Source organism: Arthrobacter sp. BG5, from assembly GCF_056680155.1.
Genome location: NZ_CM155268.1, coordinates 1,793,543 through 1,818,879, shown reverse-complemented (window position 1 = coordinate 1,818,879; position 25,337 = coordinate 1,793,543). Strand labels below are relative to the sequence as shown.

Genomic DNA, 25,337 nt, shown 5'->3' with positions numbered 1-25,337 from the left:
CCGGGGGAGGTGCTGGCGCACAATGGTTGCATGCGCACCTTCGGCGTTGAGGAGGAACTGCTGATCGTGGATCCCGTCACCGGGGTCCCGCTGGCGCTGGCCGACGCACTGTTGCGCGGCCTGAAGCCGGTCCCCGGTGCCGGTCACGATCCGTACCACGACGATTCCGGCTTCAGTTTCGAGCTGAAGCTCGAGCAGATCGAGACGCGAACCGTGCCCTGCCTGGAGCACAGCGGGCTGCTGCAGCAGATCCGGCAGTCCCGGGCGTTCACGGACCGTGCCGCCCGGACGCACGGCGCCCGGGTGGCGGCCCTGGCTACCTCGCCGCTGGCGTCCGCTACGCACACCACCCCCAACCCGCGGTATGCCACCATGCAGCAGCGGTTTGGACTCACCGTGCAGGAGCAGCTGACCTGCGGGTTCCACGTCCACACCTTCATCGAATCCCCGGAGGAGGGCGTGGCCGTCCTGGACCGGATCCGGGACAAACTGGCGGTGTTGATCGCGCTCAGCGCCAACTCGCCGTTCTGGAACGGGGCGGAGACCGGCTTCGAGAGCTACCGGACCCAGGCCTGGAACCGCTGGCCGGCGGCCGGTCCCGCCATGATCTTCGGGAGCCTTCCGGTCTACCGGCGGGTGGTCACGCGGCTGCTGGAGAGCGGGGTGCTGTTTGACGAAGGCATGGTCTACTTCGATGCGCGGCTGGCCCGGTACCACCCCACCGTGGAGGTCCGGGTCGCGGACGTCTGCCTGCGCGCGGAGGACGCGGCGCTGATCGCGGTGCTGGTGCGCGCGCTGGTGGAGTCCGCCAGCCGGGAGTGGCGCGACGGCGTCGACCCGGCCCCGGTACCGACCGTGCTGCTGAAGATGGCCGCCTGGCAGGCCAGCAACTGCGGGCTGCGCGGCGAGCTGCTGGACTTCGGCAGCTTCCGGCCCGCTCCTGCCGCCGAGGTGGTGCATGCGCTGGTGGACTTCGTGGCCCCCGTCCTGGCGGAGCAGGGCGAGCTGGAACTGGCGCGCCGCGGCGTGGACAGGGTCCTGGCGAACGGCACCGGGTCGCAGCTGCAGCGCCAGGCGCTCTGCGCGCCCGGGATGGACACGCCCGCCGACGGCGCCGGCCTGGCCGCCGTCGTCGCCCACGCCGTGCGGGTCACGACGCACGGCGCGGACGCCGGGCCGGCGTCGGACCCGGCCCCCGTGCTGTCGCCGGTGCGCCGGGACTAGCTGCGCCGGCGCTAAACCTGCTTGAGTGCCTGCCCGAGGTCGCGGATCAGGTCCTCGGCGTCTTCCAGGCCCACCGACAGCCGGACGACGCCGTCGCTTAGCCCGATCGCGGCCCGGCCGTCGGGTCCCATGGCGCGGTGCGTCGTGGTGGCCGGATGGGTGATCAGGGACTTTGAATCACCGAGGTTGTTGGAGATATCGATGATCCGCAGTGCGTCCAGCAGCGCAAAGGCTGCCTCCTTGGCGGAGCGGCCGGGCGAGGGTGAAAGTTCGAACGTCAGCACGGTGCCGCCGGCCTTCATCTGCCTGGCGGCGAGCTCGTGCTGCGGGTGGGACGGCAGCAGCGGGTACTTGACCCAGCTGACCGCGGGCTGGGCCTCGAGCCATTCGGCCAGCCGCAGCGCCGAGGCGGAGGAGTGGTTCACCCGCAGGGCCATCGTCTCCAGGCCCTTGCTCAGCACCCAGGCGTTGAAGGCGGACAGGGCGGGGCCGGTGTGGCGCATGAGCTGCTTGACCGGGCCCTCGATGAACTCCTTGGTGCCCAGGATCGCGCCGCCGAGCACCCTGCCCTGGCCGTCGATGTGTTTGGTGCCGGAATACACGATCACGTCCGCGCCGAGTTCCCCGCAGCGCTGCAGCAGCGGAGTGGCGAAAACGTTGTCGACGACGACGGTCGCGCCGGCGGCGTGCGCCAGTCCGCTCACGGCGGCGATGTCCACGATTTCCTGCATCGGGTTCGACGGCGACTCGAAGAACACGGCCGTCGTCGGCACGGCCAGCGCCGAGCGCCACTGCTCAAGGTCGGGGCCGTCCACGAACACCGTCTCCACGCCCCAGCGCGGCAGGATCTCGTTGAGGATGACGAAGCAGGATCCGAAGAGCGAGCGGGCGGCGACCACCCGGTCACCGGCCCCCAGCAGCGCCCCCAGGGCGGTGAACACCGCGGACATGCCCGACGCCGTCGCGAAGCATGCTTCGGTTCCCTCCAGCAGCCGGAGCCGCTCCTGGAAGGTGGCCACCGAGGGGTTGCCGTAGCGGGAATAGACAAAGCGTTCGTCCTCGCCGGTGAAGGCGCGCTCCGCCGCGGCGGCGGATTCATAGACGAAGCCTGAGTTCAGGAAGATCGGTTCGGTGGTCTCCTGGAACCCGGTGCGGTCGAGTCCGCCGCGGACGGCCTGGGTGTCCGGGCTCCAGCCCTGGGCGTCGGGATTAAAGCTCACTTAGTGCTTTCCGGGGTTGGTGGGCAGGCCGCGGTTTTTCCAGCCGTTGACGGTCCGATGTCCGGCCGGGCCGGGTTCGCCTTCGAAGCCCTCGAGAACGTTGTAGGCGGTGAAGCCCGCGGCCGTGGCGGCATTCGCTGCGGCGACCGAGCGGGCGCCGGAACGGCACAGGAAGATGAGCTCTGCGGCCGGCTCCGGCGCCTGCTGCTGCAGCTGTTCCAGGAACTGCGGGTTGGGCGCTCCGCCGGCCAGAGTCCACTGGACGAACAGGGGTTCCTGCCGTTTTCCGGCGGCGGAAGGGGTGGCCGGGGTGCCGATCCGGGCCCACTCGCCCTCGGTGCGGACGTCCACCAGGACGGCGCCCGCCTCAAGCCTGGCCCATGCTTCCTCCGGGCTCAGGTCTCCGGCGTAGCTCATGCGTGGCCCTCGCCGTCGAACTCGACGACGTCCAGCTCATCCACCGCATTGGCGACGGCAGCGTCCGCGCTCGCGATGGCGGCCGGCAGCACGACGGCCTGCGCCACAATCACGGTGCTGCCGTTGAACGTCGCGGAGGGGCTGCCATGCAGGACATAGCCCTCGGCCAGTGCGGCGGAGACCCGTTCGCAGAAGCTGCGGTCATCGGGGCCGGTGAACAGGCGGTAGGCCAGCCTCTGTTCGGCGGCCGGGCCGGGGGCGGCGGAGGACGGGGCGGGGGCTGTGGCGGGCACAGCGGGTGCGGACGCGTCGGGCACGACGGATCTCCTTACTTTCACGCTTGCAGCTCGAATTCTCGATATGCCGAGTATTCACCTGAGGCACCCCGCCGCGAAAGGGAGGGTTGCCGACCGGCCAGTCAGGGCTTGGCGCCGGGTCTCATTACTCCACGAAAACGTAGCACTTCCGGTGCCGTCGGGACCGGCGCGGTCGTCATGTTAAGTCACGCGGCCGCCGTGGCGGGCGCTTCCAGCCACGGCATGGGCGCGGGTAGCGCTGGCAGCAACCCCAGTACTCGTGAGCATCCGGCGCAGTGCCTGCCGGGCAGATTCGGGTAGTTCCTACTCGGGATATCCCTGGCACCCTCGCCTTGACTGGGACGGGCACGACCGACGTGCCAGCAGATTTCCGATGGATTAACCAGCAATTTGCCCGGCGCGGCACTGGGGCACCCGGCACGTCTACGAAGGAACTGGATTTTTATGGTCTCGATTCACGGCTTACGCTTTGCCTCCCTGGTCCCCCTTCCGGCCGCGGCGTTTCGCTGTGGCACTGGTACGGACCGCCTGTGAAGCCCCGGGTGCTCGTCACCGGCGCGGGCGGATCTGCCGGACGGGCCGTCGCGGCCCAGCTCAGAGCGCGGGGCGTACCCGTCCTGGGTACCGACGTCCGCGAACTGCCGGCGGGGTCGGGGATCACCGCCGTCCGCGTCCCGCTGGCCTCGGATCCGGAACTGGTCTCGGCGCTCCGCCGGCTGGTGGCGGCCGAAGACGTGAACGTTCTCATTCCTACCGTGAGTGAGGAGCTGCCGCAGCTGGCGGCCTTCCGGCCCGCCTTCGGCCCGGACGTCCGTGTCATCATTGGCGAGCCGGGACCCGTGGCGCTCGCCCACGACAGGCTCTTTACCGCGTGGCGGCTTCAATCGGCCGGTGTGGCCGTCCCGCGGTTCGGGGTCCCACGGGATTTCTCCGGCGCTGAGGCCGCCATGGAAGCGCTGGGCGGACCGGTGGTCGTCCGGCCCCGGGTCTCCTGCGCCGGCAGCGGCGTGACCGTCATCGACGGAGGCAGCGACGTGGACTGGCACAGGCTGCCGGAAGGCCGGATCGTGCAGGAATTCATCCCGGGAACCGCTTACGGCCCGATGGTCTTCGGCACCCCGGTGCAGAACGCGGCCGCCCCGTTCGTCGTCGTGATCGAAAAAATTGCACCGGCCGGGGGGAAAGCAGGAAACGCGGCGGCCGCCCGTCGGGTCCAACCCGGCGAGGCCATGGACGTGGGGAATGTGGCCATGGCGGCTGTCCGCGCGCTTGGGCTGACCGGCCCCGTTGACGTCGATGTCCGGCGGCGTGCCGACGGGACGCCGGTGGTGCTCGGTGTGACCGCCCGGTTCGGCAGGAACAGCGGGCTCGCCCCGGAAATGCTCGACGCCGTTCTAGGGGCTTTGACACTGCCATCGTTCAACCCGGCATCCTTCCGGCAGTTCCCACGGGTGCACAGCAATGCCCTGGTCTGAGGTCGGCGCGGCCATGCGGCGTCGCCGCGGGGTGCCCACCCTGCTGGACATGTGGCCGACCGTGTCGATCATTGTGCCGGCCTTCAACGAGGCGGCCCGCATAGAGAGCTGTGTACGCTCCATCCAGCTCACCAGCTACGACCGTTACGAAGTGGTGCTGGTCGACGACGGCTCGACCGACAACACGTTCGAACTGATGAAGGGCGTGGCCGCGGCCGATCTCCGAATCAAAGTGCTCAGCCAGGCCAACGCGGGCAAGGGTGCCGCCCTGAATCTGGGCTTACGGCACGCATCCGGCGAGGTCGTGGTGTTCATGGATGCGGACCTGGTCCTCTCACGGAACACCGTCAAACGGGTGCTCCAAGGCTTCGCGGACGAGCGTACCGGCGCGGTCTGCGGCGGCGCCCGGCCGTCCACGTTGCACCCGGAGTGGCGCCGGATACCATCCTCCTTGAACCGCGGTGCCGGGCTGCTCCGGAACGCCCTCGCCATGAGCGGCTGCCTGCCAGGCCGCCCCGGCAACATCAGAGCGGTATCCCGGGCCGTGCTTGAGGAAATCGGCCCTCTCCGGGAAGACGTGCTGGGCGGAGACCTTGAACTGACCAGGCGGGTGCGACGCGCCGGCTACCGGGTGGCCTTCGCCCCGCGTGCCCTTGCCTACGCCGATACTTCAGCGACCACCACGGGGGACCGGTTCCATCGCCCAAGGGCCCGGAGCTGAGCCGCGAAATGGTCCGCGGTCCTACTCGATAGTTGCGAAGAGCGCGTTGAGCTCCGCCGTGAGCTGGCGCCGCAGTTCCGGTGTGCCGATCTCCTTGCCGTCGATGTGGTTGACCGGTGCGAGGAGCCGGATGCTTGAGATGAGCCAGACAGCGTCGGCGTCGTACAGGTCCTCGGGAACCAGCGGACCGTAGCCGAGCTCCCAGCCCGCGGCCTTGGCTGCCGTGAACAGCGCGCCCTGCGAGGTTCCGGGGAGGATTCCACTGTCCAACTGCGGGGTGATCAGCCGGCGCACGGTGCGGACGCCGCCGGCGCCGTCGTCGGTGGATTCCAGGTGCGCCAGCAGCACGGTCGACGTCGGACCTTCCAGGACCCGGCCGTCCGCGGAAGCGAAGATGACATCGTCCGCGCCCTGGTGGTGGGCATACCGGAGCGCCGCCATGTTCACCGCGTAGGACAGCGTCTTGGCGCCGAGCAGCAGCCACGGGGCGCGTTCGCCCACCTCGCTGTCATAGCCGCGGTCCAGCAGGATGACGTCGATTCCGGTCTCGCGCTGCACTCGGCCGGCGGCCGGGGGAGGCGAGGCCTGCACCCAGCACGTCGGTGCGGAGTCGCCCTCGACGCCACGGGTGGCGAGCAGTTTCACCACCACCTCGTCAGTCGCGCCCGCCTCGTCCGAGGTCCCGTCCGGGCCGCGAAACTCGCTGATGGCCGTCCCGATCGCGCGGCGCCAGGCGTCCTCGTTCGGGATGGCCAGTTCCAGGGCGCGGGCGGAGCCGGCCAACCGGCTCAGGTGGGCCTGCAGCTTGCGCGGCCGTCCCCCCACCACCAGCAACGACTCAAAAACGCCGTCGCCGCGCGTCGCGCCCTGGTCCGTGGCCATCAGCTGCGGCTTGGACGAGTCGGCGATGCGGCCGTTTTCAAACGCGGGATCGAGGAACACCAGCACCGTCGGGCGGGCCGGAACAGAGGCGGGGGTAGTCATGCCTTCAGCTTAGTGCGGTGGGTAAAGGGATAGGATTTGACGATTGCCCGTTCCGGAACTGTTCCGCGGGTCTGGATCATGAGGGGTTCGCCTGTGTTGTGGCCATTTTCGCTGGCGGAATCACTTCCGTCCTGGGTAATCCTGATCCTGACCGTCGTGGACCTCGCCATCCGCGTCCTGGCCCTGGGCATCATCCCGGGCAACCGTCGTCCCACCACGGCCATGGCCTGGCTCCTAATCATCTTCTTCGTCCCGGCCGTGGGCCTGGTCCTCTTCCTGCTCTTCGGCAACTTCCGGCTCTCCCGCAAGCGCCGGGCGCAGCAGGATGCCGTGAACACCCGGGTGCGCGCCGGCACGTCCGAACTGGCGATGCTGGAAAGCCGCTACGAGGGCCCTGAATGGGTGTCTTCCGCGGCGGAACTGAATAAAACCCTGGGTTCGCTGCCAATGGTGGACGGCAACCACGTGGAGCTCCTGCCCGGCTACCCGGACTCGATCAGGGCCATGGCGGCCGCCGTCCGCGAATCCGAGTCCTTCATCAACGCCGAGTTCTACATCCTCAGCTCTGACCACATCACGGACGAACTGCTGACGGCGATGGAGGAGGCCGCCGAGCGTGGCGTCGAAGTCCGCCTGCTGTTCGACCACCTGGGGACCTTGCGGATCAAGGGCTACAGCAAGCTCATCGCCCGGCTGAAGGCCAGCAAGATCCGCTGGCGGCCGATGCTGCCGCTGCGGCCCGTGCACGGGCAGTGGCGCCGCCCGGACCTGCGCAACCACCGCAAGATCATGGTGATCGACGGCGAGGTCGCCTTCACCGGTTCGCAGAACCTGATCGAGCCCTCCTATAACAACCCCCGGCACCGCAAGGTCGGCCGGGAATGGGTCGAGCTGATGGCCTGCCTGCGCGGCCCGATCGTCACCACACTCAACGTCGTCTTCGCGACCGACTGGCTCAGCGAGACGGATGAGTCCCTGGAACATCAGCTGGCGCACCGGCCTGAACTCCACGCCGGCAACGTCACGGCCCAGGTGGTGCCCAGCGGCCCCGGCTTCATCACCGAAAACAACCTGCGGCTCTTCAACACGCTGATTTACTCGGCGCAGCACAAGATCTCGATCTGCAGCCCCTACTTCGTCCCCGACGATTCCCTCCTCTACGCGGTGACGACGGCGGCGCAGCGCGGCGTCGACGTCGAACTTTTCGTCTCGGAGAAGGGTGACCAGTTCCTGGTCCATCACGCCCAGCAGTCGTACTATGAGGCGCTGCTGGAGGCCGGGGTGCGGATCTACCTCTACAAGGCCCCGTTTGTGCTGCATGCCAAGCACTTTACGATCGACCACGAGGTTGCCGTGCTGGGTTCCAGCAACATGGACATGCGCTCCTTCTCGCTGAACCTTGAGGTCTCGGTGATGCTCCTGGGCGAGGACATCGTGCGGCGGATCAGCGCGGTGGAGGACACCTACCGGGGCATCTCGCGCGAACTGACGCTCGAGGACTGGATGAAACGCCCGGTGGGGGTGAAGTACGTGGACAACGTCGCCCGGCTCACCTCCACCCTGCAGTAGGCATCCTGCCGCTGCCGGCCGTGCCGACGCCTAATCCGGTTCCCGCGCCTAATCCGGTTCCCGCGGCTAGCCCGGCGGGAAGCCGGCGCCGAGCGCCGAGAGCACGCCGAAGGCCTTGGTCCGAATCTCCTCATATTCTTCCCGGGGCGAGGAGTCCGCGGTGATGGCCCCGCCGACGCCGAGGCTCACCGCGGTGCTGTGGCCGGGGCCCGGGCCCGCCACCAGGGTCCGGATGGCCACCGCGAGGTCGGTGGCGCCGCTGAGCGAAAAGTAGCCGATCGCCCCGGAATAGACGCCCCGCGGGGCCGCCTCGAGCCGGTCCAGGATGGCCATGGTGCTGACCTTCGGCGCACCGGTCATGGAGCCGGCCGGGAAGCAGGCCGCCACAGCCTCGGCCCGGGGCATGCCGGGACGGAGCTGCGCGTCAATGGTGCTGACCATCTGATGCACGGTGGCGTAGCTTTCGATCGCGCAGAGCCGGCTGACGGACACGGAGCCGGGTACCGCGAAGTGGCTCAGGTCGTTGCGCAGCAGGTCCACGATCATGATGTTTTCGGCCCGGTCCTTGGGCGAGGATTCAAGCTCCCGGCGCAGCAGTTCGTCCCGGGCGGCGTCCTGGTCCCGGCGCCGGGTGCCCTTGATCGGTTCGGCCCGCATGGCGCCGTCGGCGTCGATCCGCAGGAAGCGCTCCGGCGAGGTGCTGGCCACGGTGAGCTCCCCGAGGCGCAGGAAGCTCGCAAACGGCGCCGGGTTGCGCCGGCGCAGCGCCAGGTAGACCTGCCACGGATCGAGCTCCCCGGCGGGCACGGTGGCCGTCAAGGCCGTGGTGAGGCAGACCTCGTAGCTGTTGCCCTCGGTGATTTCGTGCTGCGCCGTGGCGATCTTGGCCTTGTACTCCGCTTCGGTGTCCCGGGCGCGGAAATCGAGGGTGGGTGCGGTGCCGAGGCAGCGCGCGACGCCGTCGCTGCCGCCGTCTCCGACTCTGCCCTCTCCGCTGTCGCCCGGTCCGCCGCCTTCCGCGGCCGTGACGGCGGCGCGGGCCGCGGCGAGCCAGTTCCCGGCGTCCGCGGATTCCAGCGCGAGCAGCCACACTGTCCGCTCCCGGTGGTCCAGGACCACGGCGCGTCCGGCGAAGATCAGTCCGGCATCAGGGGTGTCGGCGGCGACGTTGCTGCCGCCGGTCTCGCGCTTGAGCTCGTAGCCGAGGTAGCCCAGCCAGCCGAGCGTGAACTCGCACGGGTACTCCTCCGGAGCGCGCAGGGCCCGGCGGCCCCAGACCCCGTCGAGCCAGCGGAAAAATCCTCCCTCGGTCTGCACGGTGGCATTGCCCACGCGCACCCAGGTCCGGCCGGACCGGTGCCGGACCGACTGGCCGTAACGGCCGCCGTCGTCCGCCAAGATGCTGAAGCGGCTGTGTTCGGCGGCCTCGCCGCCCGGATCCAGGCCGCCCGCACCCTGGCCGCGCCGGCTTTCCCCGGTCCCCTCGGCGAGGGAGGAGTCCAGCCACACCGCGTTCGGCGAGCTGCCGTAGAGCGTTTCGAAGAGCCGGGCGGCGTCCGGGGCGGCGTCGATCCGCTCGGTCCTCAGCTGCAGCCCGCGGCGGGCTGCAAGCTCGGGGAGCAGCGCCGGTGCCAGGCCCGGAAGGTATTGGAGGGTTTGCAGTACCTCGGCCGGGGCGGCGCCGTCGGCGAGGTTGAGCACCCGAACGTCGGCGCGTGAAGGCACGTCGTCGGTGGCCAGCCACTCGTCTTCCTGGTCGGCCCATTGCTCCCAGTAGGGTTCGTAGCTTGCGCCGTCGCGGGCGAGGGCCCGGATGCGGCGGTCGTGCTCGGGGGAGTCGGTCCAGACCACGGCGTCGAGGAACGGCGCTGCGGCTGCGGCGGCGGCGCCCACGCCCTCGACGAGGACGATTTCGGCCGGCTCAGTGACCCGAGTGGCGCCGTCGTAATGCCGATCCCAGTCCCAGCTGACCCAGCGGGCCGGTTCGCCGCGGCGCAACGGGGCGAGGACGGTGGCGGCGTAGCGGTCGATGCCCGCGGCCAGGCCGTTCCAGCCGGGGTAGATGTCCTCGAGATGGAAGAGCGAGACCTTGTGGTGCTCCCGGAGCCGGGCCCCGAGCTCGATGGCCAGGGTGGTCTTCCCTGCGCCGGAGCGTCCGTCGATGGCGATGATGACGGGTACGCGGCTCATGAACTAGAGCGTACCCGCTGCCCCGTGCCGTCCCGGTGCGTCCGGTCCTGCAGCCGGTCCTGCAGCCCTGTGCCGGCCGGCCGCCGGGCGGCGCGGACGTGCGCCAGGATGCCGGGGATGGCGGCGTGGATCAGCTCCCAGGTGGTGTCAAAGTCGGTGTGCCCGCCGTACCAGGGGTCCTCGATCCCCTGGTCCAGCGGATCCCTGCCGGCCACGGCGGGATCAAAGCTGCGCAGCATCCGGATCTTCGCGAGTGAGGCCTGGTCCGGGGCTGTCTGGCGGAGCCAGCCGTAGTGGTCCACGTCCAGGGCCAGGATCAGTTCGCGGGACAGGAACCATTCGCTGCGCCACTCACGCGCGACGTGGAGTTCGGAGGAAATGTTGTGGGCCGAGAGCTTGCGCGCGGCGCGGGGATCAATCGGGCGGCCCACCTCGTACGCGGTGATCCCTGCCGAATCGACGTCGACGCCGGTCAGTTGCGCTGCGGCCAAGGCCTCGGCCAGCATCAACTCAGCCATCGGTGACCGGCAAATGTTTCCGGTGCAGACCGTGATGATCCGGTACTGGCTCGACGTTGAGGTCATGCCTAAGCATGGCCGATCCGCGGGCCTCTTGGCTAGCCGCCGCGGCCCGGATGTGACATCTCGTGTCATATAACTATCGTCAGCTGTCAAGCGTGGGCGGGCCGGCGCTGTGCCGAGCTTCAGGCGGCCCGGCTCCAGAGTGCCTTCCGCAGCAGGGTCTTCAGTTCGCCGACCTCCGTATCGCTGAGGTCGGCGAGGGCCTCGGCCTCCGCCGCCCGCGCGGCGGCCTCGGCACGGCGAAACACGGCCGCTCCCTCCGCGGTGGCGGACACAATCTTGGCCCGGCGGTCCTGCTTGCCGGGCGCCCGGACCACCAGGCCGCGCCTTTCCAGCTCGTCGATGAGGGCCACGATCTGGCTGGGATCGAGGCTGAGGAACTCCGCCATTTCGCGCTGCGTGGGTTCAAGCTCGCTGTTGGCCAGGGCCAGTACCGAATAGGAGCGCTCCTTGAGTCCGAACTCGGCCAGCGCGCGGTTGTTGAGAATGGAACCGGCGGCATGCAGCTTGGCCAGCAGGAATCCAGCATCCAGGCTGATCGACGCCGCCGTGAGCTTGTCTGCCGGCCTGGTGCCCGGTGCCTCGTCTACTTCGGTCGCCATGTCCGCTCCAATAGTCCACAAAATAAATCATTGACATTCTCAATTATCCATACTTTCATGGATGCAGACCAGCATCCCATGCCGCAGGGCAGGATGCACACGGCAGCTAGCAAAGGAGCAGCGATGAGCCTCACAGGAAAAGTAGCAATCGTCACGGGAAGCGGCCGCGGCCTGGGCCTGGCCTACGCCCGGGAGCTGGCCCGGCAGGGCGCCGCCGTCGTGATCAACGATGTGGACGCGGCCGTCGCCGAAGAGGCGGTCCGGATTATCGAGGCAGACGGCGGGCGGGCTGCGGCCGTTGTCGCCCCGGTGGGCAGTTCCGAGGTCGCCAAGCAGTTGGTGCAGGCGGCCGTGACGGAATTCGGCCGGCTGGACATCCTGGTCACGAACGCCGGGATCCTGCGGGACAAGTCCCTGCTGAAGATGACGGACGACGATTTTGACGCGGTCATCAACGTCCACCTGCGCGGCACCTTCACCTGCGCCCGGGAGGCGTTCGGCTACTTCAAGGAGAACGGGATCCCCGGCCGCATCATCACCATCGGCTCGCCCACCGGCCAGCGCGGCAACTTCGGCCAGACCAACTACGCCGCGGCCAAGGCCGGAATCGTTGGCATGGTCCGCACCTGGGCGATGGAGATGAAGAAGGCGGGCGTCACCGCCAACGCCGTCATCCCGGTGGCTGCCACGGCGATGACCAAGACCGTCCCGTACTTCCAGAAGGCCGTCGAGGCGGACGAGCGCGGCGAGGCCATGCCGTCCTTCTTCCGCCACGAGCTCGGTTTCGGCACCGCCGACGACGTCGCCGGGCTGGTCGCGTTCCTGGCCTCCGACGCCGCCGCCGGCGTTACCGGCCAGGCCATCGGCGCAGGCGGCGACCGCCTGCAGCTCTGGACCCATCCCGAGGCGGCGACCACCGAGTACCGCGAGGGCGGCTGGGGCTACCAGGACCTGGTCGAGAACTTCGGCGCGCTCTTCGGCGACAAGCTGCAGAGCGTGGGGGAGGAGTTCCTGCCGCTGCCCGAGGACCTGCGGCCGGAACCGGCAGAGGCCCGCTGACATGACCGCCGCACGCTACGAACTCGGCATCGACGCCGCAAAGCTCGATGCGATCGACATGCACGTCCACCTCGAGGTGGACGGCCACGGCCACGGCTCCCTGCCGGAGACGCTCACCGAGGCGTCCGCCAAGTACTTCAAAGCCGAGGAGCGGACACCGTCACTGGACCGGATCGCGGAGATCTACCGCGAACTGAACATGGCCGCGGTCGTTTTCACGGTGGACGCCCGCACCCAGCTCAAGCACGAACCCAACAGCATCCCCGAACTCATCGCCGGGGCGGCCCGCAACAACGATGTGCTGATTCCGTTCGGCAGCGTCGACCCGCGCACCGGCATCGAGGCCATCCAGGGCGCCAAGCACCAGGCCGTGGACCTGGGCGCCCGCGGCTTCAAGTTCCACCCCAGCCTGCAGGGCTTCGACCCCTCGAACGAGCAGTTCTATCCGCTCTGGGAAACCCTCCAGGAACTGGGCCTGCCGGCGATCTTCCACACCGGACAGAACGGCATGGGCGCGGGACTGCCCGGCGGGTACGGCATCAAGCTCGCCTACTCCAACCCGCTCCTGCTCGACGCCGTCGCCGCGGACTTCCCGGAGCTGCAGATCATCATGGCGCACCCCTCGGTGCCGTGGCAGGACGAGGCCAACTCGATCGCCACCCACAAGGCCAACGTGTTCATTGACCTCTCCGGCTGGTCGCCGAAGTACTTTCCCGAGTCGCTGGTCCGGATGGCCAACTCGGTGCTGCAGGACAAGGTGCTGTTCGGCACCGATTTCCCGCTGATCACCCCGCAGAAATGGCTGGGTGCCTTCGCTGACCTGCCGCTCAAGGACGCGGTCCGCCCCAAGATCCTCAAGGACAACGCCGTCCGTCTGCTCGGGCTGGAGGGCTGAGATGAGCGTTGACACGGACGTCGCCGCCGCGCAGGAGCGGCTGTACGGGGTCTGCGACTTTTACGACGCCGAATCCCTGCTCACCGACGCCGAGCGCCGGGTCCTGGGCCGGCTGCGCACCTTCCTGGACGAGCAGGCCCGGCCGCTGCTCGCCGAGTACTGGGAGCGCGGCGACTTCCCGGACCAGCTGGCCCGGCCGCTGATCGACCTGGACCTGATGGAGCCGGCGGACCTGACCGGCCCCCCGGGTGCAGAGCGAACCGCCGCCCGCGGCATCTACCACGGCTTCCGGATCTTCGAACTTGCCCGCACCGACGCGTCGCTGGCCACCTTCTACACGGCCCAGGCCGGCCTGTTCCGGACCGCCATCCAAGTCGGCGCCTCCGCCGAGCAACAGGCCGAATGGATGCCTCAGGTCCTCGATTTCTCGCTCAAGGGCGTTTTTTCGCTGACCGAACCGGACTCCGGGTCGGACATCGCCGGCGGGCTCTCCACCAGCGCCCGCCGCGAGGGCGACAGCTGGGTCATCAACGGTGCCAAGCGCTGGATCGGCGGGGCCGTCACCGCCGACGTCCTGGCCGTGTTCGCCCGTGACGCGGCCGACGGGCAGGTCAAAGCGTTCCTCGTGGACCGCACAGCTGATGGCGTGACCCTGGAGAAGATCCACGGCAAGACGGCGCTGCGGATGATGCAGAACGCACACATCACCCTCGAGGACGTCCGGGTCCCGGAATCGATGCGGCTGCACAACGTCAACTCCTTCCGCGACGTGGCCGCGATGCTGCGGGCCATGCGCTCCGACGTGGCCTGGATCGCGACCGGAATGGCCGCCGGCGCGTTTGAAGCCGCCTGCCGCTACGTCACGCAGCGTGAGCAGTTCGGCCGGTCGCTGGGATCCTTCCAGCTCGTCCAGGAGAAGCTCGCCCGGATGCTCGGCAACGTCACCTCGGCCCTGTCCCTCGTGGTCAGGCTGACCGAGCAGCAGGCAAAAGGCATCTACCGGGACCAGGATTCGGCCCTGGCCAAGATGCAGACCTCCCTGCTGATGCGTGAGACCGTGGCGCTCGCCCGGGAAGTGGTGGGCGGCAACGGCATCACGCTCGGGACCGACGTCGCCCGGTTCCATGCCGACGCCGAGGCCGTCTATTCCTACGAGGGCACGCACGAAATCAACGCCCTGATCATCGGCCGCGCCCTCACCGGCCACAGCGCCTTCACCCGCTAAGCCTTCACTTACTGATCCTTCAGGCGGTCCGCCCAGCCGGGTCCCGCCGTCTGTCTACCACCTACACCAGGAGCCAAAGATGCCCAACCTCGTCGTCGACTTCGACAAGCTGCTCACCCTCGCCGGCACCGACCTCGGCGCCACCGACTACCGCGAAATCACGCAGGAACAAATCAACAAATTCGCCGACGCTACCGGCGATGACCAGTGGATCCACGTGGACCCGGAACGCGCCAAGGACGGCCCCTTCGGCGCCCCGATCGCACACGGCTTCCTCACTCTCTCGCTCATCATCCCGTTCTGGGGCGAGTTGTTCGACGTCGAGGGCGTCACCACCAAGGTCAACTACGGCCTGGACAAGGTCCGCTTCACCTCCCCGGTCAAGGTGGGTTCGCGGATCCGGATGCGCGCCACGATCGCCGAGGTGACCGAGGTCAAGGGCGGCGCCCAGATCAAGGTCTCCAACACCATCGAGATTGAAGGCCAGGAACGGCCCGCCGTCGTCGCCGAGTTCCTCGCACGCTTCTACAAGTAAGCACCGCCACCCCCACTGCCCCTAGGAACAACGATGTCCCAAATTACGCAGCTGCAGTCCATGGACGCGGGCTCGCGCCGCCGGGAGGCCCGGACGGTCATCGCCTCGAGCTACCTCGGCAGCACCATCGAGTACTACGACTTCCTGCTCTACGCCACGGCCGCCGCGGTGGTCTTCCCCAAGGTCTTCTTCTCCGGCATGGACGACTGGGTGGGCGTTGTCGCCGCCTACGGGACCTTTGCCGCGGGCTACGTCGCGCGGCCCCTGGGCGGCGTGATCTTCGGCCACTTCGGCGACAAGCTCGGCCGCAAGGGCATGCTGATTGTCTCGATGCTGGTGATGGGCATCGCCTCCACGCTGATCGGGCTGGTACCCGACGCCTCGGTGGCCGGTCCTTGGGGTGCCGTCATGCTGGTGATCCTCCGCGTCTTCCAGGGCATCGCCGTCGGCGGCGAATGGGGCGGGGCCGCCCTGATGGCGCTGGAGCATTCGGAGTCCGGCAAGCGCGGCTTCGCGGCGTCGTTCGTCAACGCCGGCGCCCCCACCGGCGCCGTGCTCGGCACCCTCGTGATGGGCGCCTTCTCCGCCCTGCCGAACGCGCAGTTCCTGGCCTGGGGCTGGCGCGTGCCGTTCCTGCTCTCCTTCGTCCTGCTGGGCGTGGGCATGTTTGTCCGGCTCAAGGTTTCGGAAAGCCCGATCTTTAGGGCCGCGCTGGAGCAGGAGGCAGCCGAGCAGGCCAAACTGGGTACCGCGGGGCGCCGCGAGATCCCGCTGCTCCAGGTCCTGCGCCGGCCCAAAACCCTCATCTTCACGATGCTGGCCGGCGCGGCCGGATTCGCGCTGCAGGTGGTGCTGGCAACGTTCTCCGTGACCTACGCGGCGTCCAAGGGCGCCGACCGGCAGGGTGTGCTGTACGCGTTCGCGGCGGCGTCGTTCGTCTCCATCATCTTTGTGGTCATGGGCGGCCGGCTCTCCGACAAGCTGGGCCGGAGGCCCGTGATGATCGGCGGCCTGGTCCTGTTCATCGTGTACCTCGTGCCGATGTTCCAGCTGCTGTCCTCGAACAACATCGGCCTCATCTTCGTGGCGTTCGCGGTGGGCCTGATGATCCACTCCACGCTGTTCGGCCCGCTCGCGGCCTTCGTTTCCGAGCAGTTCGGTACCACCTCGCGCTACACCGGGGCCTCGCTGGGCTACCAGCTCGCCACCCTGCTCGGGGCGGGCTTCACGCCCGGGATCGTGGCGCAGATCTTCAAGGATTCCGGGCAGGACACCTCGTCCGTGGTGTGGTACCTCGCCGTCATGTCTGTCGTGTCGATCGTGTTCATCCTGCTCACCCGGGAACCGAAGAACAACGATCTGGAAGCCGTCCGGCCCTAACCGGGCCTGCAGGCATTACCGTCTAACTAGAAAGGATTTGCCGTGGAGAATCTTGGCATCGGTTCGTGGCTGCAACGGCGCAGTCCGAAGTCGGGTCCGAAGACCGCCGTCATCGCCGGCACGCGGGAGCTCAGCTACGAACAGCTCGCGCAGCGTTCCGTCCGCCTCGCGAACGCCTTCCGGGACCGCGGGGTGGGCAGGGGCGACAGGGTGGCCTACCTCGGCGAGAACGATCCGTCCTTCCTGGAAACCCTCTTTGCCGCCGGGCTCATCGGCGCGGTCTTCGTGCCGCTGAACACCCGGCTGGCTCCGCCCGAGATCCAGTTCCAGCTCCGGGACAGCGGCGCCGTGCTGCTGGTCCACGCGGCCACGCTTGCCGGACTGGCGGAGCGCGGCTCCCCCGAGACCGCGGTGCGGGAGCGGATCGTCGTCGACGACTCGCAGGCGCCCGGCGCGGCAGTGCACGACGGCGGCAGCGCCGGCGCCGCTGGCACCGAGGGACGCGCCGTCGAGGCTTTTGAGGACGTGGTGGCGTCCGGCTCCCCGACGCCGCCGGACGAGCCCGTGGGCCTCGACGACGCCGCCATGATCCTCTACACCTCGGGAACCACCGGCAACCCCAAGGGGGCCCTGCTGACGCACGGCAACATCACTTGGAACTGCATCAACGTGCTGGTGGACTTCGATTTCTCCTCCACCGATGTGGCGCTGATGATCTCCCCAATGTTCCACGTGGCCTCGCTGGACATGGGCGTCCTGCCCACGCTACTGAAGGGCGGCACCGTGGTCTTGGAGTCCAAGTTCGATCCGCGCCGGACGCTGGAACTGATCCAGCAGCACCGCGCGACCACCATCAGCGGGGTCCCCACCACCTACCAAATGCTGTGCGAGCACCCGGACTGGGACACGACGGACCTCAGTTCGCTGAACAAACTGACCTGCGGCGGCTCCGCGGTGCCGATGCGGGTCCTGGAGGCCTACGAACGCAGGGGCCTGCGGTTCTCCAACGGCTACGGCATGACCGAAACGGCCCCCGGGGCCACCACCCTGCCCGCCGCGCGGTCCCGCGAAAAGGCCGGATCCTCCGGGCTGCCGCATTTCTTCACGGATGTCCGGGTGGCCGATCCCATGGACCCGGAGGCTGGCCCGGCCGCCCCCGGCACGGTGGGGGAGATCCAGATCAAGGGCCCCAACGTGATCCGCGAATACTGGAACCGGCCGGAAGCCTCGGCCGATTCCTACACCCCGGACGGCTGGTTCAAATCCGGTGACATGGGCTACAAGGACCCGGACGGCTTCGTCTTCATCTCCGACCGGCTCAAGGACATGATCATTTCGGGCGGGGAAAACATCTACCCGGCCGAAGTGGAACAGGCGATCGCCGAGCTCGACGCCGTCGGCAGCGTCGCGGTGATCGGCGTGCCGGACGAGAAGTGGGGCGAGGTGCCGCGGGCCGTGGTGTTGCTGCGCGACGGCGCCCGGCTCACCGAGGAGCAGCTGCGCGGCCACCTGGAAGGCAGGCTGGCCCGGTACAAGATCCCCAAGTCGGTGGTGTTCGTGGAGGAGATGCCGCGGACCGCCAGCGGCAAGATCCGGAAAGCCGATCTGCGGAAGCTCACGCCCGCGAACGGACAGTAGCGGCCCGGGTATCGGCGCGAACGTGTACGTGGGCCCGGTTCGAGGTGCCGGTACAAGGGAGCCGGAGGCTGCGGCGACGCGGCCTCCGGCTTTCCCCGCGCCCGGAAGGTGACTGCCGCTAGTCGACCGTGAAGATCCTGATGATCACCTGGCCGGGAAGCCGGATGCCTGTGCCGAGCGTGAGCCGGGTATTCAACCAGTCCAGGTCTGGGGCGGCGGTGGTGAGGCGGGGCCAGCAGCGGAAGTAGATCCGGGAAGGGTCGACGTCGGCTCCGGAGTTGAGCAGGTCGATGTCCCGGGCCGTGCCGTGCCGGAGAGCGGTGTTGTGGACGAAGATCCGGTGGCCGTCGTCGGTTTCCAGAACGTACCGGGCATCCAGCTCCGTCAGGGTGGAACCGCGGAGGAACTGGTAGTCGGCGCCTCCCGGAATGACCCGTCCGTTGAGGGCCGGGCCGCGGACGGTTCCGCCATTGATCGGGACCATACGGCGGTGTCCCTCCGGGGCGGGGCCGACGTCCACGGGGTCCCCGACAGTGATGGCCACCTCCGCCAGGAAGGAGAGCCCGGGCGGGTCCGGAACCGCGCCGGTCACAGGAGGTCCGCGGTCAGCCGGCTCGGGTGGCCCTCGCCGAACAGGATGGACTGCCTGGCAACGATCGTCCCGGCGGAGTCGAAGGCGAGCCTGCCCGTGTTGAGGTTCCGGTCCCAGCGGGGATGGCAGCTGGACGTGATCTGGACACGGAGGCGCTCGCCCGGCGCAAAGGTGTAGGCCGTCTGCCAGAGACTCACGGTGTATTCATACGGCCGGCCGGGTTCGATCGGGGAGGGCTCGTGCCCAGGCTCCCAGAGGCCGGTGCCCGCGTAGCTATCCCGCCAGGACGCCCGGATAATCCCGTCCGCGAGGCCCAGTGACGTGCCGTCCGGCGTCACCCGGCACAGGCGCACCACGAAGTCGGTGTCGACGGCGGAGGACGCGGCAAAGAATGTGGCGCTGAGCTGGCCACAGATGGTCACCGGTTTGTCGAACGGCGACGTGGTGAAGGTCAGGACGTCGTCGCGGGCCTCGACGGCATCCTGGTACGCCGGACCGGCCGGGACGGCGCCGTGGATCATGGTGGCCCCGCCCGCGGTGGGCACAGGGTCCAAAGGATCGTAGTCGTAGCTCTCCTGCCCGGCGCTGCCCGGCGCGTCACCGAGGGACCCGCCGGCGCCGAGGAACCACGAGCGCTGCCCGGCCCGGGCCGGAAGTCCCTCGAAACCACGCCACTGATTTTCTCCCATGACGTAAAGCAGAACGGGCGGCACCCGCCGCAGAGCGTCATGATCCTCCTTGAGGACGGAATCGAACCAGGCCGTCTGCAGCCCTGACAGGTCGCCGAGGCCGTCCATCACGCCCGCTGACGCGTTCAGGCCGAAGCTAACATCCGGGTAGACACCGGAAAAGTTGGTGTGCGTCCATGGGCCGATGATGAGTCGCGGCACCGCCGCGGGGTTCGCGCGGCTGTGCTCGAGCTGCATCCGGTACTGCGCGAGCGTGCTCGGGGCAAAGATGTCGAACCAGCCGCCGATATGCAGGGTGGGGACATCCACCGGCGCGGCGGATGCGGCGTCCCACACGGTCGGGAAGCTGCTCCCGGGGGTTTCCCCCGCCGAGGGCAGGACGTGGCGCCTCATAAAGGTGCCGAGTCTCGGCGACAGGTCCTGGAGCGGCAGCGTGCTGAAGGCCGTGGCGTCGGAAAATGAGCGGTCCAGGTCCAGCCACGACTCCATTTCCTTTGCCTGGAGTTCGGGATCGGCTGCGAATTCCCGGAGAAGTTCATTGGCGGCGATGGACGCATGGCCCCACGTGAGTCGGCTGCCAAGTTCGAAGGCGCCACCACGGTAGAGGGAGCCGTTGTTCGCGTTGGCCCCCGCGGAGACGCCCAGGGACAAGGCCGCCAGCCCGGCCGGCTTGGACGAGGCCGCCCGCCACTGGGTTTCGGCGAAATACGACCGCCCCCACATGCCCACTACTCCGTTGGAGTACGGCAGCCGCGCCGCCCACTCGACCGTGCGGGCGCCGTCGGACGCTTCATTAACCGAGGGATCAAAGGACCCGCCGGAGCCGAAGCGCCCGCGGCAGTCCTGCAGGATCACGACGTAGCCTGCCGCCGCGACGGTCGCCGGGTTCAGGTAGGCGGAATTGACGGCGAGATCCCTGCCGTACGGCGTCCTGGTCAGCAGCACCGGACACGGTGTACCGTCCGCCGGACGATACACCGTGGACCGCAGGATGGTTCCATCGGGCAGCGGTGTCTCGACATTGTGGTCAATCAGCACGGGGCGGGAAATCACAGGCGGGTCCTAACGTGGAGCGCGGTTTTGGGGGTGGGATGCCGGAAGGGGCCGGGCGCACCGCAGGCGTCCCGGCCCCTTCCGGCGGGTTCCAGGTTCTAGGCTGCGGCGGTGGCCGACGCCTTGGTGCCGAGGGCCTCGGTGGGTACCTGGTACGTCTCCTTGACCCAGATCGCGGTGACGGCCGCGGAGGTCAGGCAGCAGGCTGCGGTGAAGGTGGCCACCGGGATCCAGCCGGAGGGCCCGGGCTGGACAATGGCGGCCGCAATCGCCGGGGCGAAGCCGGTTACGATCAGGCCCAGCTGCGAGGCCGTGGCGGCCCCGGTGTAGCGGATCCGGGTAGGGAACATTTCAGCTGTCATGGCCGGACCCAGCGGGTTGACCATTCCGTAGCCCACGGTCATAAAGAGGATGCCGCTGGCGAAGATCAGCGGGAGCAGCCCGGTGCTGATGGACCAGAAGTAGACGAAGGCGGCCACGGCGCAAATGATGTTGCCGGTGATGAAGACCGGCTTGCGCCCGATCCGGTCTGCCAGGATGCCGGCGTAGGGCTGGGCGACAATGCCCAGGGCGGCGGTGACTATGGTGACCCCGAGCATCGCAGCGGACGGAATGCCGAATTTCCCGGTGGCGTAGGCCAGTCCGAAGGCCGCGAAGACCGAGGACACCACGCTCCAGAGTCCGAAGAAGATGACTTTGACGATGGTGCGCCAGTGATCGCGCAGGACCACCTTGAGCGGGAGTTCCTGGCTGCTGCCTTCCTCCTTAGCGGCTTCGAAGACTTCAGATTCTGGCAGGCGAAGGCGGATGTAGAGGCCGACGGCGACGACCAGGATGCTGGCCAGGAATGGCAGCCGCCAACCCCAGCTGAGCAGGTCTTCCTGCGGGAGCAGAGACACTGCCAGGAAGGCCAAGGAGGCGAGCATGATGCCTGCCACGGCGCCCGTGTTGACCCAGCTGCTGTAGAAGGCACGCTTGTTGTTTGGCGCGTGTTCCATGGTCATGGTGACGGCACCCACGGACTCGCCGGCGGCGGAGGCTCCCTGGAGTGCGCGCAGCAGCACCAGCAGTACCGGGGCGGCGGCACCGATGGCAGCTGCCGGCGGGAGGCAGCCGATGAGGAAGGTGGCCACACCCATGACGACCAGCGTCAGGACCAGCATCTGGCGGCGTCCCAGGCGGTCGCCGTAGTGGCCGATGATACTGGCAGCGAGCGGCCGGACGACATAGCCGATGCCGATGGTGGCCATGGACAGGATGGTGCCAAGAGCGGGATCGATGCCGGGGAAAAAGATCTTGTTAAAGATCAGTGCGGACGCCGAACCGTAGATAAAGAAGTCGTAGTACTCGAGGGTGCTGCCGATAAAGCTGGCGGTGGCGGCGCGGCGGGCATGTTGGGTTCCCCCGCCGGAATCGGGGCGGGCCTGTTCCTCGGACGGCGTCAACGGCGTCGGCGGAACGATGGGACCAGCGGTCATTGCGGATCTCCTAGATGGACAGGTAAGTAGGACGGAAGTGGGCGGAAACTGGGAAGAATCTGTGGCTCGCATGCAGAGCAAGGCGGTGGGGTGTGCTGTGGCCTCCATCACTCTCCCGCTCATGTTATGCACTTACTTCCACGTCCGTCAATGAAAGTGCAAGATTCATTTGAGGCGGTCAGCTGGCATGATGGAGGCGTGATGAGCGAGCGGCCGGCATCCGTACCCGGCATGGACCCGGACCTTGCCATCGACTTTCCGCGGCCTTTGAAGGGGCCGTCCACCCAGCACCAGCTGGTCACCCTGCTGGTCGACTACTGGTTTGACGGCGAGCAGTGGCTCCCGTCCCGGTTCATCGCCGCCCTGGCTGCGGGTCTCGGGATCACGGCGTCGGCGTCGGCGACCGCGCTGAGCCGCCTGGCGTCCCGCGGCGTGCTCGAACAGTCGAACGCGGGGCGGACCTCGCGGTACCGCGTCACGCAGGGCGCGCGGAACCGGTTGCGGCACGGCCTCGAGCAGGTCTCGGCCTTCGGCGAAGAGTCCCGCCACTGGGACGGCAACTGGACCGTCATCGCGTTTTCGATCCCTGAGACGTCCCGGGATGTCCGTGAAATGTTCCGCTCGCGACTGCGCTGGCGCGGCTTCGCACCGCTGTTCGGTGCGCTGTGGGTCTCTCCCCGCGACCATTCCGAGGAGCTCGAAGAAACCTGCAAGGGCTACGGCGTGGATGACTACGTCATCTTCCGCACGGCCGAATCCAGCATCCGCGGCAAACGGCTCGTCGAGGCCTGGTCTCCGCAGGAGTTCAGGGAACACTACCGGCCGTTTACCGAGAAATTCCTTCCCTGGGCGGAACGCCTCGACGCCGGGACGGTCAGCCCGGCGGAGGCCTTCAGGGTCAGGACGGAATTGATGGACGCGTGGCGGGCCTTTCCGTGGAGCGATCCCGACCTTCCCGCCGAACTCCTGCCGGAGGCGTGGCCCCGGTCTGAGGCCAGGGACCTCCTGGTGCGCCTTTACGGCGGACTCGCGGACGCTGCCATTGCGTACGTCGAGCAGGTCGTGGCGCGGGAAGCGCCCGAGCTGGCGGGCTCGGCGCGGGCCCTGTCGGTGACGTCCGGTCGCTGACCCCCGCCGGGTGCCGGCGGCGCGAACGGACACTTGCGGCCCCGGTGTCCGCCCGGACTAGTGAATCAGCGCCAACAGCACGCCCACTGCCATGAACAGCACGCCGAACGTCCGGTTGAGGATCCGCTGCCCGCGGGCGTCGTGGGTGAAGCGCTGGAAGGTTGTGGCGGCCGCCGCAAAGAAGAACCACATGACCAGGACGTCGATCACGATCACGGTGGCGGACAGTACGAGGTACTGCGGCAGGAGCGGCTGGTCCGGCCGGATGAACTGCGGCATAAAGGCGAGGAAGAACACGATCGCCTTGGGGTTGAGCAGGTTGACCCACAAACCGCGCCGGAACATGGAGAGCGCCGGCTCGTTGCGCAGCGCGTCGGCCTTCTCCTGGTCCAGGTCGGGTTTGTGCCGGAACTGCTGGATGCCCAGGTAGACCAGGTAGGCGGCTCCGGCGTACCGGATGATGTTGAAGGCCAGCGGCGAGCTCGCCACCAGCACCCCGACGCCGAGGGCCACGATCAGGATGTGCACCACCAGGGCGGCCTGCTGGCCGAGGATGCCCCAGATGGAACGCCGAAAGCCGGAGTTCAGGGAATTGCTCATGGTGTTGATGGCGCCCGCGCCCGGCGTGAAGCTGATCAGGACGCCGGCGCCGGCCAGGGCCAGCCAAAGGGAAAGTTGCACCTACCAAGTTTACGTTTCCTCACGGTGCCGGCCGGTCCGATGACGCAGCCGGCCCTCCGATCAACCGGCGGGCGGGTCCGGTCAGTCCAAGCGGAGGCCGTAGCTGAGGATCATGTTGCCTTTGCTGGTCTGCTGGGACGACTGCAGCTCCAGCCGCGTCAGCGGGTCGCCGTCGCTGAAGAGCCGCCGGCCGTTGCCTGCGATCACCGGATGGACGATCAGCATCAGGCTGTCCAGCAACCCGGCGAACAGCAACTGTCGTACCAGCGCAATGCTGCTGAAGATGCCAATGTCGCCGCCGTCACCCTGCTTCAGGTCCGCGACGAAATCCTCCAGGGGTCCCTCGATCAGCCGGGAGTTCTGCCAGCCGAGGTCACCGGTCAGGGTCCGGGACGCCACAAATTTGGGCAGGGGGTTGATGAACCTGGCGAAGTCGGCGTCCGCTTCGGCGTTCGGCCAGTACTCCGCCCATTGCTGGTATCCGACGCGGCCCAGGAGCCCGGTGTCGATCCGGCCCATCATCTCGCCCATCCCGGCGCCCAGCTCCTCGTCGAAGCTGTCGAACTGCCACCGGAACGGGTCTTCAACCACGCCGTCCACGGAGCTGAACAGGCCGGCCGTCACCTTGCGCATGGCTTCTCCTCGCTGTGGGTCTTTGAGTGCACCCTAGCGGGAGTTTGTAACGCAGGGAATGGCCGGCGCCCAGCCGTGCAGGAACTCAGCCGCACCTCCCGTACTTCGAATGAACCCAGTGCACCATGGTCCTGGGGAGGTCGTTGTGGCTCGAGTACTTGGTGTAGTCCGACATGTGGACAACCGGCTGCCGCTCAGGCCCGGGCGATCACTTCGCCATTGGGGATCAGGAACCAGCCGTCGTCCGTGGAGCCCCAGCGGTGCCAGCCCGCGGAAATCCGGGCCAGGTCCGCGGCGGTGGCGAAACCGTACTCGAGCGCCTGGTCCGCAAAGGCAGAATGCAGCACCCGTTCGCCCCAGACCCGGGCCTGCCAGCGCCGCTGCTGCCCGGTGGCGTAAAGCCAGTTGCTGCTGGACGGCGCGACGTCGGTGAACCCGGCGGCCTGCGCCCAGGACACGAGCCGCCGCCCGGCGTCGGGCTCGGCGCCGTTGCGGCGCGCGATCCGCTGGTAGAGCTCCATCCACTCGTCCAGCTCGGGGATTTCCGGGTACCAGCTCATGCCGTGGAAGTCGGCGTCGCGGACGGCCACGATCCCGCCCGCCTTGGCCACCCGGCGCATTTCCCGGAGGGCGCCGACCGGATCGGTGAGGTGCTGCAGCACCTGGTGGCCGTGGACGACGTCGAACGTTTCGTTCGGGAAGTCCAGGTCGTAGAGGTTGCCAGCGAGGAAGCGGACGTTGGCCACCCCGCGCTCCGCGGCCAGGGCGCTCGCGTGGGCGATGACTTCGGCGGAGCGGTCCACGCCGGTGACCTCGCCGGGGGCGACGAGCGCGGCGAAATCGCACGTGATGCTGCCGGGCCCGCACCCGACGTCGAGCACCGAAACCCCGGGGGTCAAATGCGGGAGGACGAACGCCGCGGAGTTCTCCGCGGTCCGGGAGGCGTGCGCGCGGACCACCGACTCGTGGTGGCCGTGGGTGTAGACATCGTCGGGTTGCTCAACACTCATAAAGAAACGCTACGCCTCCCGCGGCCGGGACGGGCCGAACT

At 68.4% G+C, this 25,337-nt stretch carries 24 protein-coding genes and 1 riboswitch; of the genes, 11 read left to right on the top strand and 13 right to left on the bottom strand.

Translation table 11 applies throughout. The features are described from left to right. The first annotated feature begins 30 nt into the window (after nucleotides 1-30). Complete coding sequence (locus AC1MBE_RS08405) at nucleotides 31-1,224, top strand: glutamate--cysteine ligase 2 (RefSeq protein WP_479782363.1); 1,194 nt, start codon at nucleotides 31-33, stop codon at nucleotides 1,222-1,224. Between the two features lie 11 nt (nucleotides 1,225-1,235). On the opposite strand, the gene AC1MBE_RS08400 is transcribed toward AC1MBE_RS08405, so the two are convergent. From AC1MBE_RS08400 to AC1MBE_RS08390, 3 genes are read right to left on the bottom strand one after another with little or no spacing between them, the layout of a single operon-like run. Continuing rightward, nucleotides 1,236-2,444, bottom strand: a complete 1,209-nt coding sequence (locus AC1MBE_RS08400; RefSeq protein WP_479782361.1) for an O-succinylhomoserine sulfhydrylase — start codon at nucleotides 2,442-2,444, stop codon at nucleotides 1,236-1,238. Beyond that, nucleotides 2,445-2,861 (bottom strand): rhodanese-like domain-containing protein, encoded by a 417-nt coding sequence (locus AC1MBE_RS08395; RefSeq protein WP_479782359.1) that lies wholly within the window; start codon nucleotides 2,859-2,861, stop codon nucleotides 2,445-2,447. It abuts the gene before it with no gap. Beyond that, nucleotides 2,858-3,154: a DUF1737 domain-containing protein gene (locus AC1MBE_RS08390; protein WP_479782539.1), complete on the bottom strand. Its 297-nt coding sequence runs from the start codon at nucleotides 3,152-3,154 to the stop codon at nucleotides 2,858-2,860. The genes AC1MBE_RS08395 and AC1MBE_RS08390 overlap by 4 nt, the downstream gene beginning before the upstream one ends. 38 nt (nucleotides 3,155-3,192) lie before the next feature. Next, nucleotides 3,193-3,307: riboswitch (SAM riboswitch) on the bottom strand. Nucleotides 3,308-3,708: 401 nt separating this feature from the next. Between AC1MBE_RS08390 and AC1MBE_RS08385 the strand changes: the two genes are divergently transcribed. Next, on the top strand, nucleotides 3,709-4,653 hold the full coding sequence (locus AC1MBE_RS08385) for an ATP-grasp domain-containing protein (RefSeq protein ID WP_479782357.1): 945 nt from the start codon (nucleotides 3,709-3,711) through the stop codon (nucleotides 4,651-4,653). Then, nucleotides 4,640-5,374: a glycosyltransferase family 2 protein gene (locus AC1MBE_RS08380; protein WP_479782355.1), complete on the top strand. Its 735-nt coding sequence runs from the start codon at nucleotides 4,640-4,642 to the stop codon at nucleotides 5,372-5,374. The genes AC1MBE_RS08385 and AC1MBE_RS08380 overlap by 14 nt, the downstream gene beginning before the upstream one ends. A 21-nt stretch (nucleotides 5,375-5,395) precedes the next feature. On the opposite strand, the gene AC1MBE_RS08375 is transcribed toward AC1MBE_RS08380, so the two are convergent. Beyond that, on the bottom strand, nucleotides 5,396-6,358 hold the full coding sequence (locus tag AC1MBE_RS08375) for an aminodeoxychorismate lyase (RefSeq protein ID WP_479782353.1): 963 nt from the start codon (nucleotides 6,356-6,358) through the stop codon (nucleotides 5,396-5,398). 93 nt (nucleotides 6,359-6,451) lie between these two features. On the opposite strand from AC1MBE_RS08375, the gene cls reads away from it, so the two are divergent. Beyond that, nucleotides 6,452-7,927 carry a cardiolipin synthase gene (gene cls / locus AC1MBE_RS08370; protein ID WP_479782351.1) on the top strand — a complete coding sequence of 492 codons (1,476 nt, stop codon included), beginning with the start codon at nucleotides 6,452-6,454 and terminating at the stop codon, nucleotides 7,925-7,927. A gap of 66 nt (nucleotides 7,928-7,993) precedes the next feature. Here the strand turns inward: cls and pabB are convergent, their stop codons facing one another. From pabB to AC1MBE_RS08355, 3 genes are all read right to left on the bottom strand, one after another. After that, a complete protein-coding gene (pabB, locus tag AC1MBE_RS08365; RefSeq protein ID WP_479782349.1) occupies nucleotides 7,994-10,117 on the bottom strand; it encodes an aminodeoxychorismate synthase component I in 2,124 nt (707 codons plus the stop codon). Further along, on the bottom strand, nucleotides 10,114-10,701 hold the full coding sequence (locus tag AC1MBE_RS08360; RefSeq protein WP_479782347.1) for a low molecular weight protein-tyrosine-phosphatase: 588 nt from the start codon (nucleotides 10,699-10,701) through the stop codon (nucleotides 10,114-10,116). The genes pabB and AC1MBE_RS08360 overlap by 4 nt, the downstream gene beginning before the upstream one ends. A 119-nt stretch (nucleotides 10,702-10,820) precedes the next feature. Continuing rightward, nucleotides 10,821-11,300, bottom strand: coding sequence for a MarR family winged helix-turn-helix transcriptional regulator (locus tag AC1MBE_RS08355; protein WP_479782345.1), 480 nt, complete (start codon nucleotides 11,298-11,300; stop codon nucleotides 10,821-10,823). Nucleotides 11,301-11,423: 123 nt separating this feature from the next. Between AC1MBE_RS08355 and AC1MBE_RS08350 the strand changes: the two genes are divergently transcribed. From AC1MBE_RS08350 to AC1MBE_RS08325, 6 genes are all read left to right on the top strand, one after another. Further along, entirely contained in the window at nucleotides 11,424-12,359 is a 936-nt protein-coding gene (locus AC1MBE_RS08350; protein WP_479782343.1) for an SDR family NAD(P)-dependent oxidoreductase, read from the top strand. 1 nt (nucleotide 12,360) lies between these two features. Continuing rightward, nucleotides 12,361-13,254, top strand: coding sequence for an amidohydrolase family protein (locus tag AC1MBE_RS08345; RefSeq protein ID WP_479782341.1), 894 nt, complete (start codon nucleotides 12,361-12,363; stop codon nucleotides 13,252-13,254). 1 nt (nucleotide 13,255) lies between these two features. Beyond that, complete coding sequence (locus tag AC1MBE_RS08340; protein WP_479782339.1) at nucleotides 13,256-14,479, top strand: acyl-CoA dehydrogenase family protein; 1,224 nt, start codon at nucleotides 13,256-13,258, stop codon at nucleotides 14,477-14,479. Between the two features lie 79 nt (nucleotides 14,480-14,558). Further along, nucleotides 14,559-15,014: a MaoC family dehydratase gene (locus tag AC1MBE_RS08335; protein WP_346959388.1), complete on the top strand. Its 456-nt coding sequence runs from the start codon at nucleotides 14,559-14,561 to the stop codon at nucleotides 15,012-15,014. Between the two features lie 33 nt (nucleotides 15,015-15,047). Beyond that, entirely contained in the window at nucleotides 15,048-16,394 is a 1,347-nt protein-coding gene (locus tag AC1MBE_RS08330) for an MFS transporter (RefSeq protein WP_479782337.1), read from the top strand. 42 nt (nucleotides 16,395-16,436) lie between these two features. Further along, nucleotides 16,437-18,032 carry an acyl-CoA synthetase gene (locus AC1MBE_RS08325; RefSeq protein ID WP_479782335.1) on the top strand — a complete coding sequence of 532 codons (1,596 nt, stop codon included), beginning with the start codon at nucleotides 16,437-16,439 and terminating at the stop codon, nucleotides 18,030-18,032. A gap of 118 nt (nucleotides 18,033-18,150) precedes the next feature. Here the strand turns inward: AC1MBE_RS08325 and AC1MBE_RS08320 are convergent, their stop codons facing one another. The 3 genes from AC1MBE_RS08320 to AC1MBE_RS08310 form a co-directional block, all read right to left on the bottom strand. Beyond that, the gene (locus AC1MBE_RS08320; protein ID WP_479782333.1) at nucleotides 18,151-18,624 is read right to left on the bottom strand and encodes a DUF3237 domain-containing protein; all 474 of its coding nucleotides are present in this window, start codon (nucleotides 18,622-18,624) and stop codon (nucleotides 18,151-18,153) included. After that, nucleotides 18,621-20,366, bottom strand: a complete 1,746-nt coding sequence (locus tag AC1MBE_RS08315; protein ID WP_479782331.1) for a CocE/NonD family hydrolase — start codon at nucleotides 20,364-20,366, stop codon at nucleotides 18,621-18,623. The genes AC1MBE_RS08320 and AC1MBE_RS08315 overlap by 4 nt, the downstream gene beginning before the upstream one ends. A gap of 98 nt (nucleotides 20,367-20,464) precedes the next feature. After that, complete coding sequence (locus tag AC1MBE_RS08310) at nucleotides 20,465-21,844, bottom strand: MFS transporter (RefSeq protein ID WP_479782329.1); 1,380 nt, start codon at nucleotides 21,842-21,844, stop codon at nucleotides 20,465-20,467. A 201-nt stretch (nucleotides 21,845-22,045) separates the two neighbouring features. Between AC1MBE_RS08310 and AC1MBE_RS08305 the strand changes: the two genes are divergently transcribed. Then, nucleotides 22,046-22,972, top strand: a complete 927-nt coding sequence (locus AC1MBE_RS08305) for a PaaX family transcriptional regulator (protein ID WP_479782327.1) — start codon at nucleotides 22,046-22,048, stop codon at nucleotides 22,970-22,972. A gap of 57 nt (nucleotides 22,973-23,029) precedes the next feature. Here the strand turns inward: AC1MBE_RS08305 and AC1MBE_RS08300 are convergent, their stop codons facing one another. From AC1MBE_RS08300 to AC1MBE_RS08290, 3 genes are all read right to left on the bottom strand, one after another. Next, nucleotides 23,030-23,653: a LysE family transporter gene (locus tag AC1MBE_RS08300; protein WP_479782325.1), complete on the bottom strand. Its 624-nt coding sequence runs from the start codon at nucleotides 23,651-23,653 to the stop codon at nucleotides 23,030-23,032. Between the two features lie 81 nt (nucleotides 23,654-23,734). Next, nucleotides 23,735-24,286 (bottom strand): dihydrofolate reductase family protein, encoded by a 552-nt coding sequence (locus AC1MBE_RS08295; RefSeq protein ID WP_479782323.1) that lies wholly within the window; start codon nucleotides 24,284-24,286, stop codon nucleotides 23,735-23,737. A gap of 194 nt (nucleotides 24,287-24,480) precedes the next feature. Beyond that, nucleotides 24,481-25,296 (bottom strand): methyltransferase domain-containing protein, encoded by an 816-nt coding sequence (locus tag AC1MBE_RS08290; RefSeq protein ID WP_479782321.1) that lies wholly within the window; start codon nucleotides 25,294-25,296, stop codon nucleotides 24,481-24,483. Nucleotides 25,297-25,337: the final 41 nt, after the last annotated feature.

Excerpts from the sequence above, each read along its gene's own strand:
- AC1MBE_RS08405 (WP_479782363.1), top strand. The coding sequence starts at position 31 with ATGCGCACCTTCGGCGTTGAGGAGGAACTGCTGATCGTGGATCCCGTC.
- AC1MBE_RS08395 (WP_479782359.1), bottom strand. The coding sequence starts at position 2,861 with ATGAGCTACGCCGGAGACCTGAGCCCGGAGGAAGCATGGGCCAGGCTT.
- AC1MBE_RS08380 (WP_479782355.1), top strand. The coding sequence starts at position 4,640 with ATGCCCTGGTCTGAGGTCGGCGCGGCCATGCGGCGTCGCCGCGGGGTG.
- AC1MBE_RS08375 (WP_479782353.1), bottom strand. The coding sequence starts at position 6,358 with ATGACTACCCCCGCCTCTGTTCCGGCCCGCCCGACGGTGCTGGTGTTC.
- pabB (WP_479782349.1), bottom strand. The coding sequence starts at position 10,117 with ATGAGCCGCGTACCCGTCATCATCGCCATCGACGGACGCTCCGGCGCA.
- AC1MBE_RS08360 (WP_479782347.1), bottom strand. The coding sequence starts at position 10,701 with ATGACCTCAACGTCGAGCCAGTACCGGATCATCACGGTCTGCACCGGA.
- AC1MBE_RS08355 (WP_479782345.1), bottom strand. The coding sequence starts at position 11,300 with ATGGCGACCGAAGTAGACGAGGCACCGGGCACCAGGCCGGCAGACAAG.
- AC1MBE_RS08350 (WP_479782343.1), top strand. The coding sequence starts at position 11,424 with ATGAGCCTCACAGGAAAAGTAGCAATCGTCACGGGAAGCGGCCGCGGC.
- AC1MBE_RS08345 (WP_479782341.1), top strand. The coding sequence starts at position 12,361 with ATGACCGCCGCACGCTACGAACTCGGCATCGACGCCGCAAAGCTCGAT.
- AC1MBE_RS08340 (WP_479782339.1), top strand. The coding sequence starts at position 13,256 with ATGAGCGTTGACACGGACGTCGCCGCCGCGCAGGAGCGGCTGTACGGG.
- AC1MBE_RS08335 (WP_346959388.1), top strand. The coding sequence starts at position 14,559 with ATGCCCAACCTCGTCGTCGACTTCGACAAGCTGCTCACCCTCGCCGGC.
- AC1MBE_RS08330 (WP_479782337.1), top strand. The coding sequence starts at position 15,048 with ATGTCCCAAATTACGCAGCTGCAGTCCATGGACGCGGGCTCGCGCCGC.
- AC1MBE_RS08310 (WP_479782329.1), bottom strand. The coding sequence starts at position 21,844 with ATGACCGCTGGTCCCATCGTTCCGCCGACGCCGTTGACGCCGTCCGAG.
- AC1MBE_RS08305 (WP_479782327.1), top strand. The coding sequence starts at position 22,046 with ATGAGCGAGCGGCCGGCATCCGTACCCGGCATGGACCCGGACCTTGCC.
- AC1MBE_RS08295 (WP_479782323.1), bottom strand. The coding sequence starts at position 24,286 with ATGCGCAAGGTGACGGCCGGCCTGTTCAGCTCCGTGGACGGCGTGGTT.
- AC1MBE_RS08290 (WP_479782321.1), bottom strand. The coding sequence starts at position 25,296 with ATGAGTGTTGAGCAACCCGACGATGTCTACACCCACGGCCACCACGAG.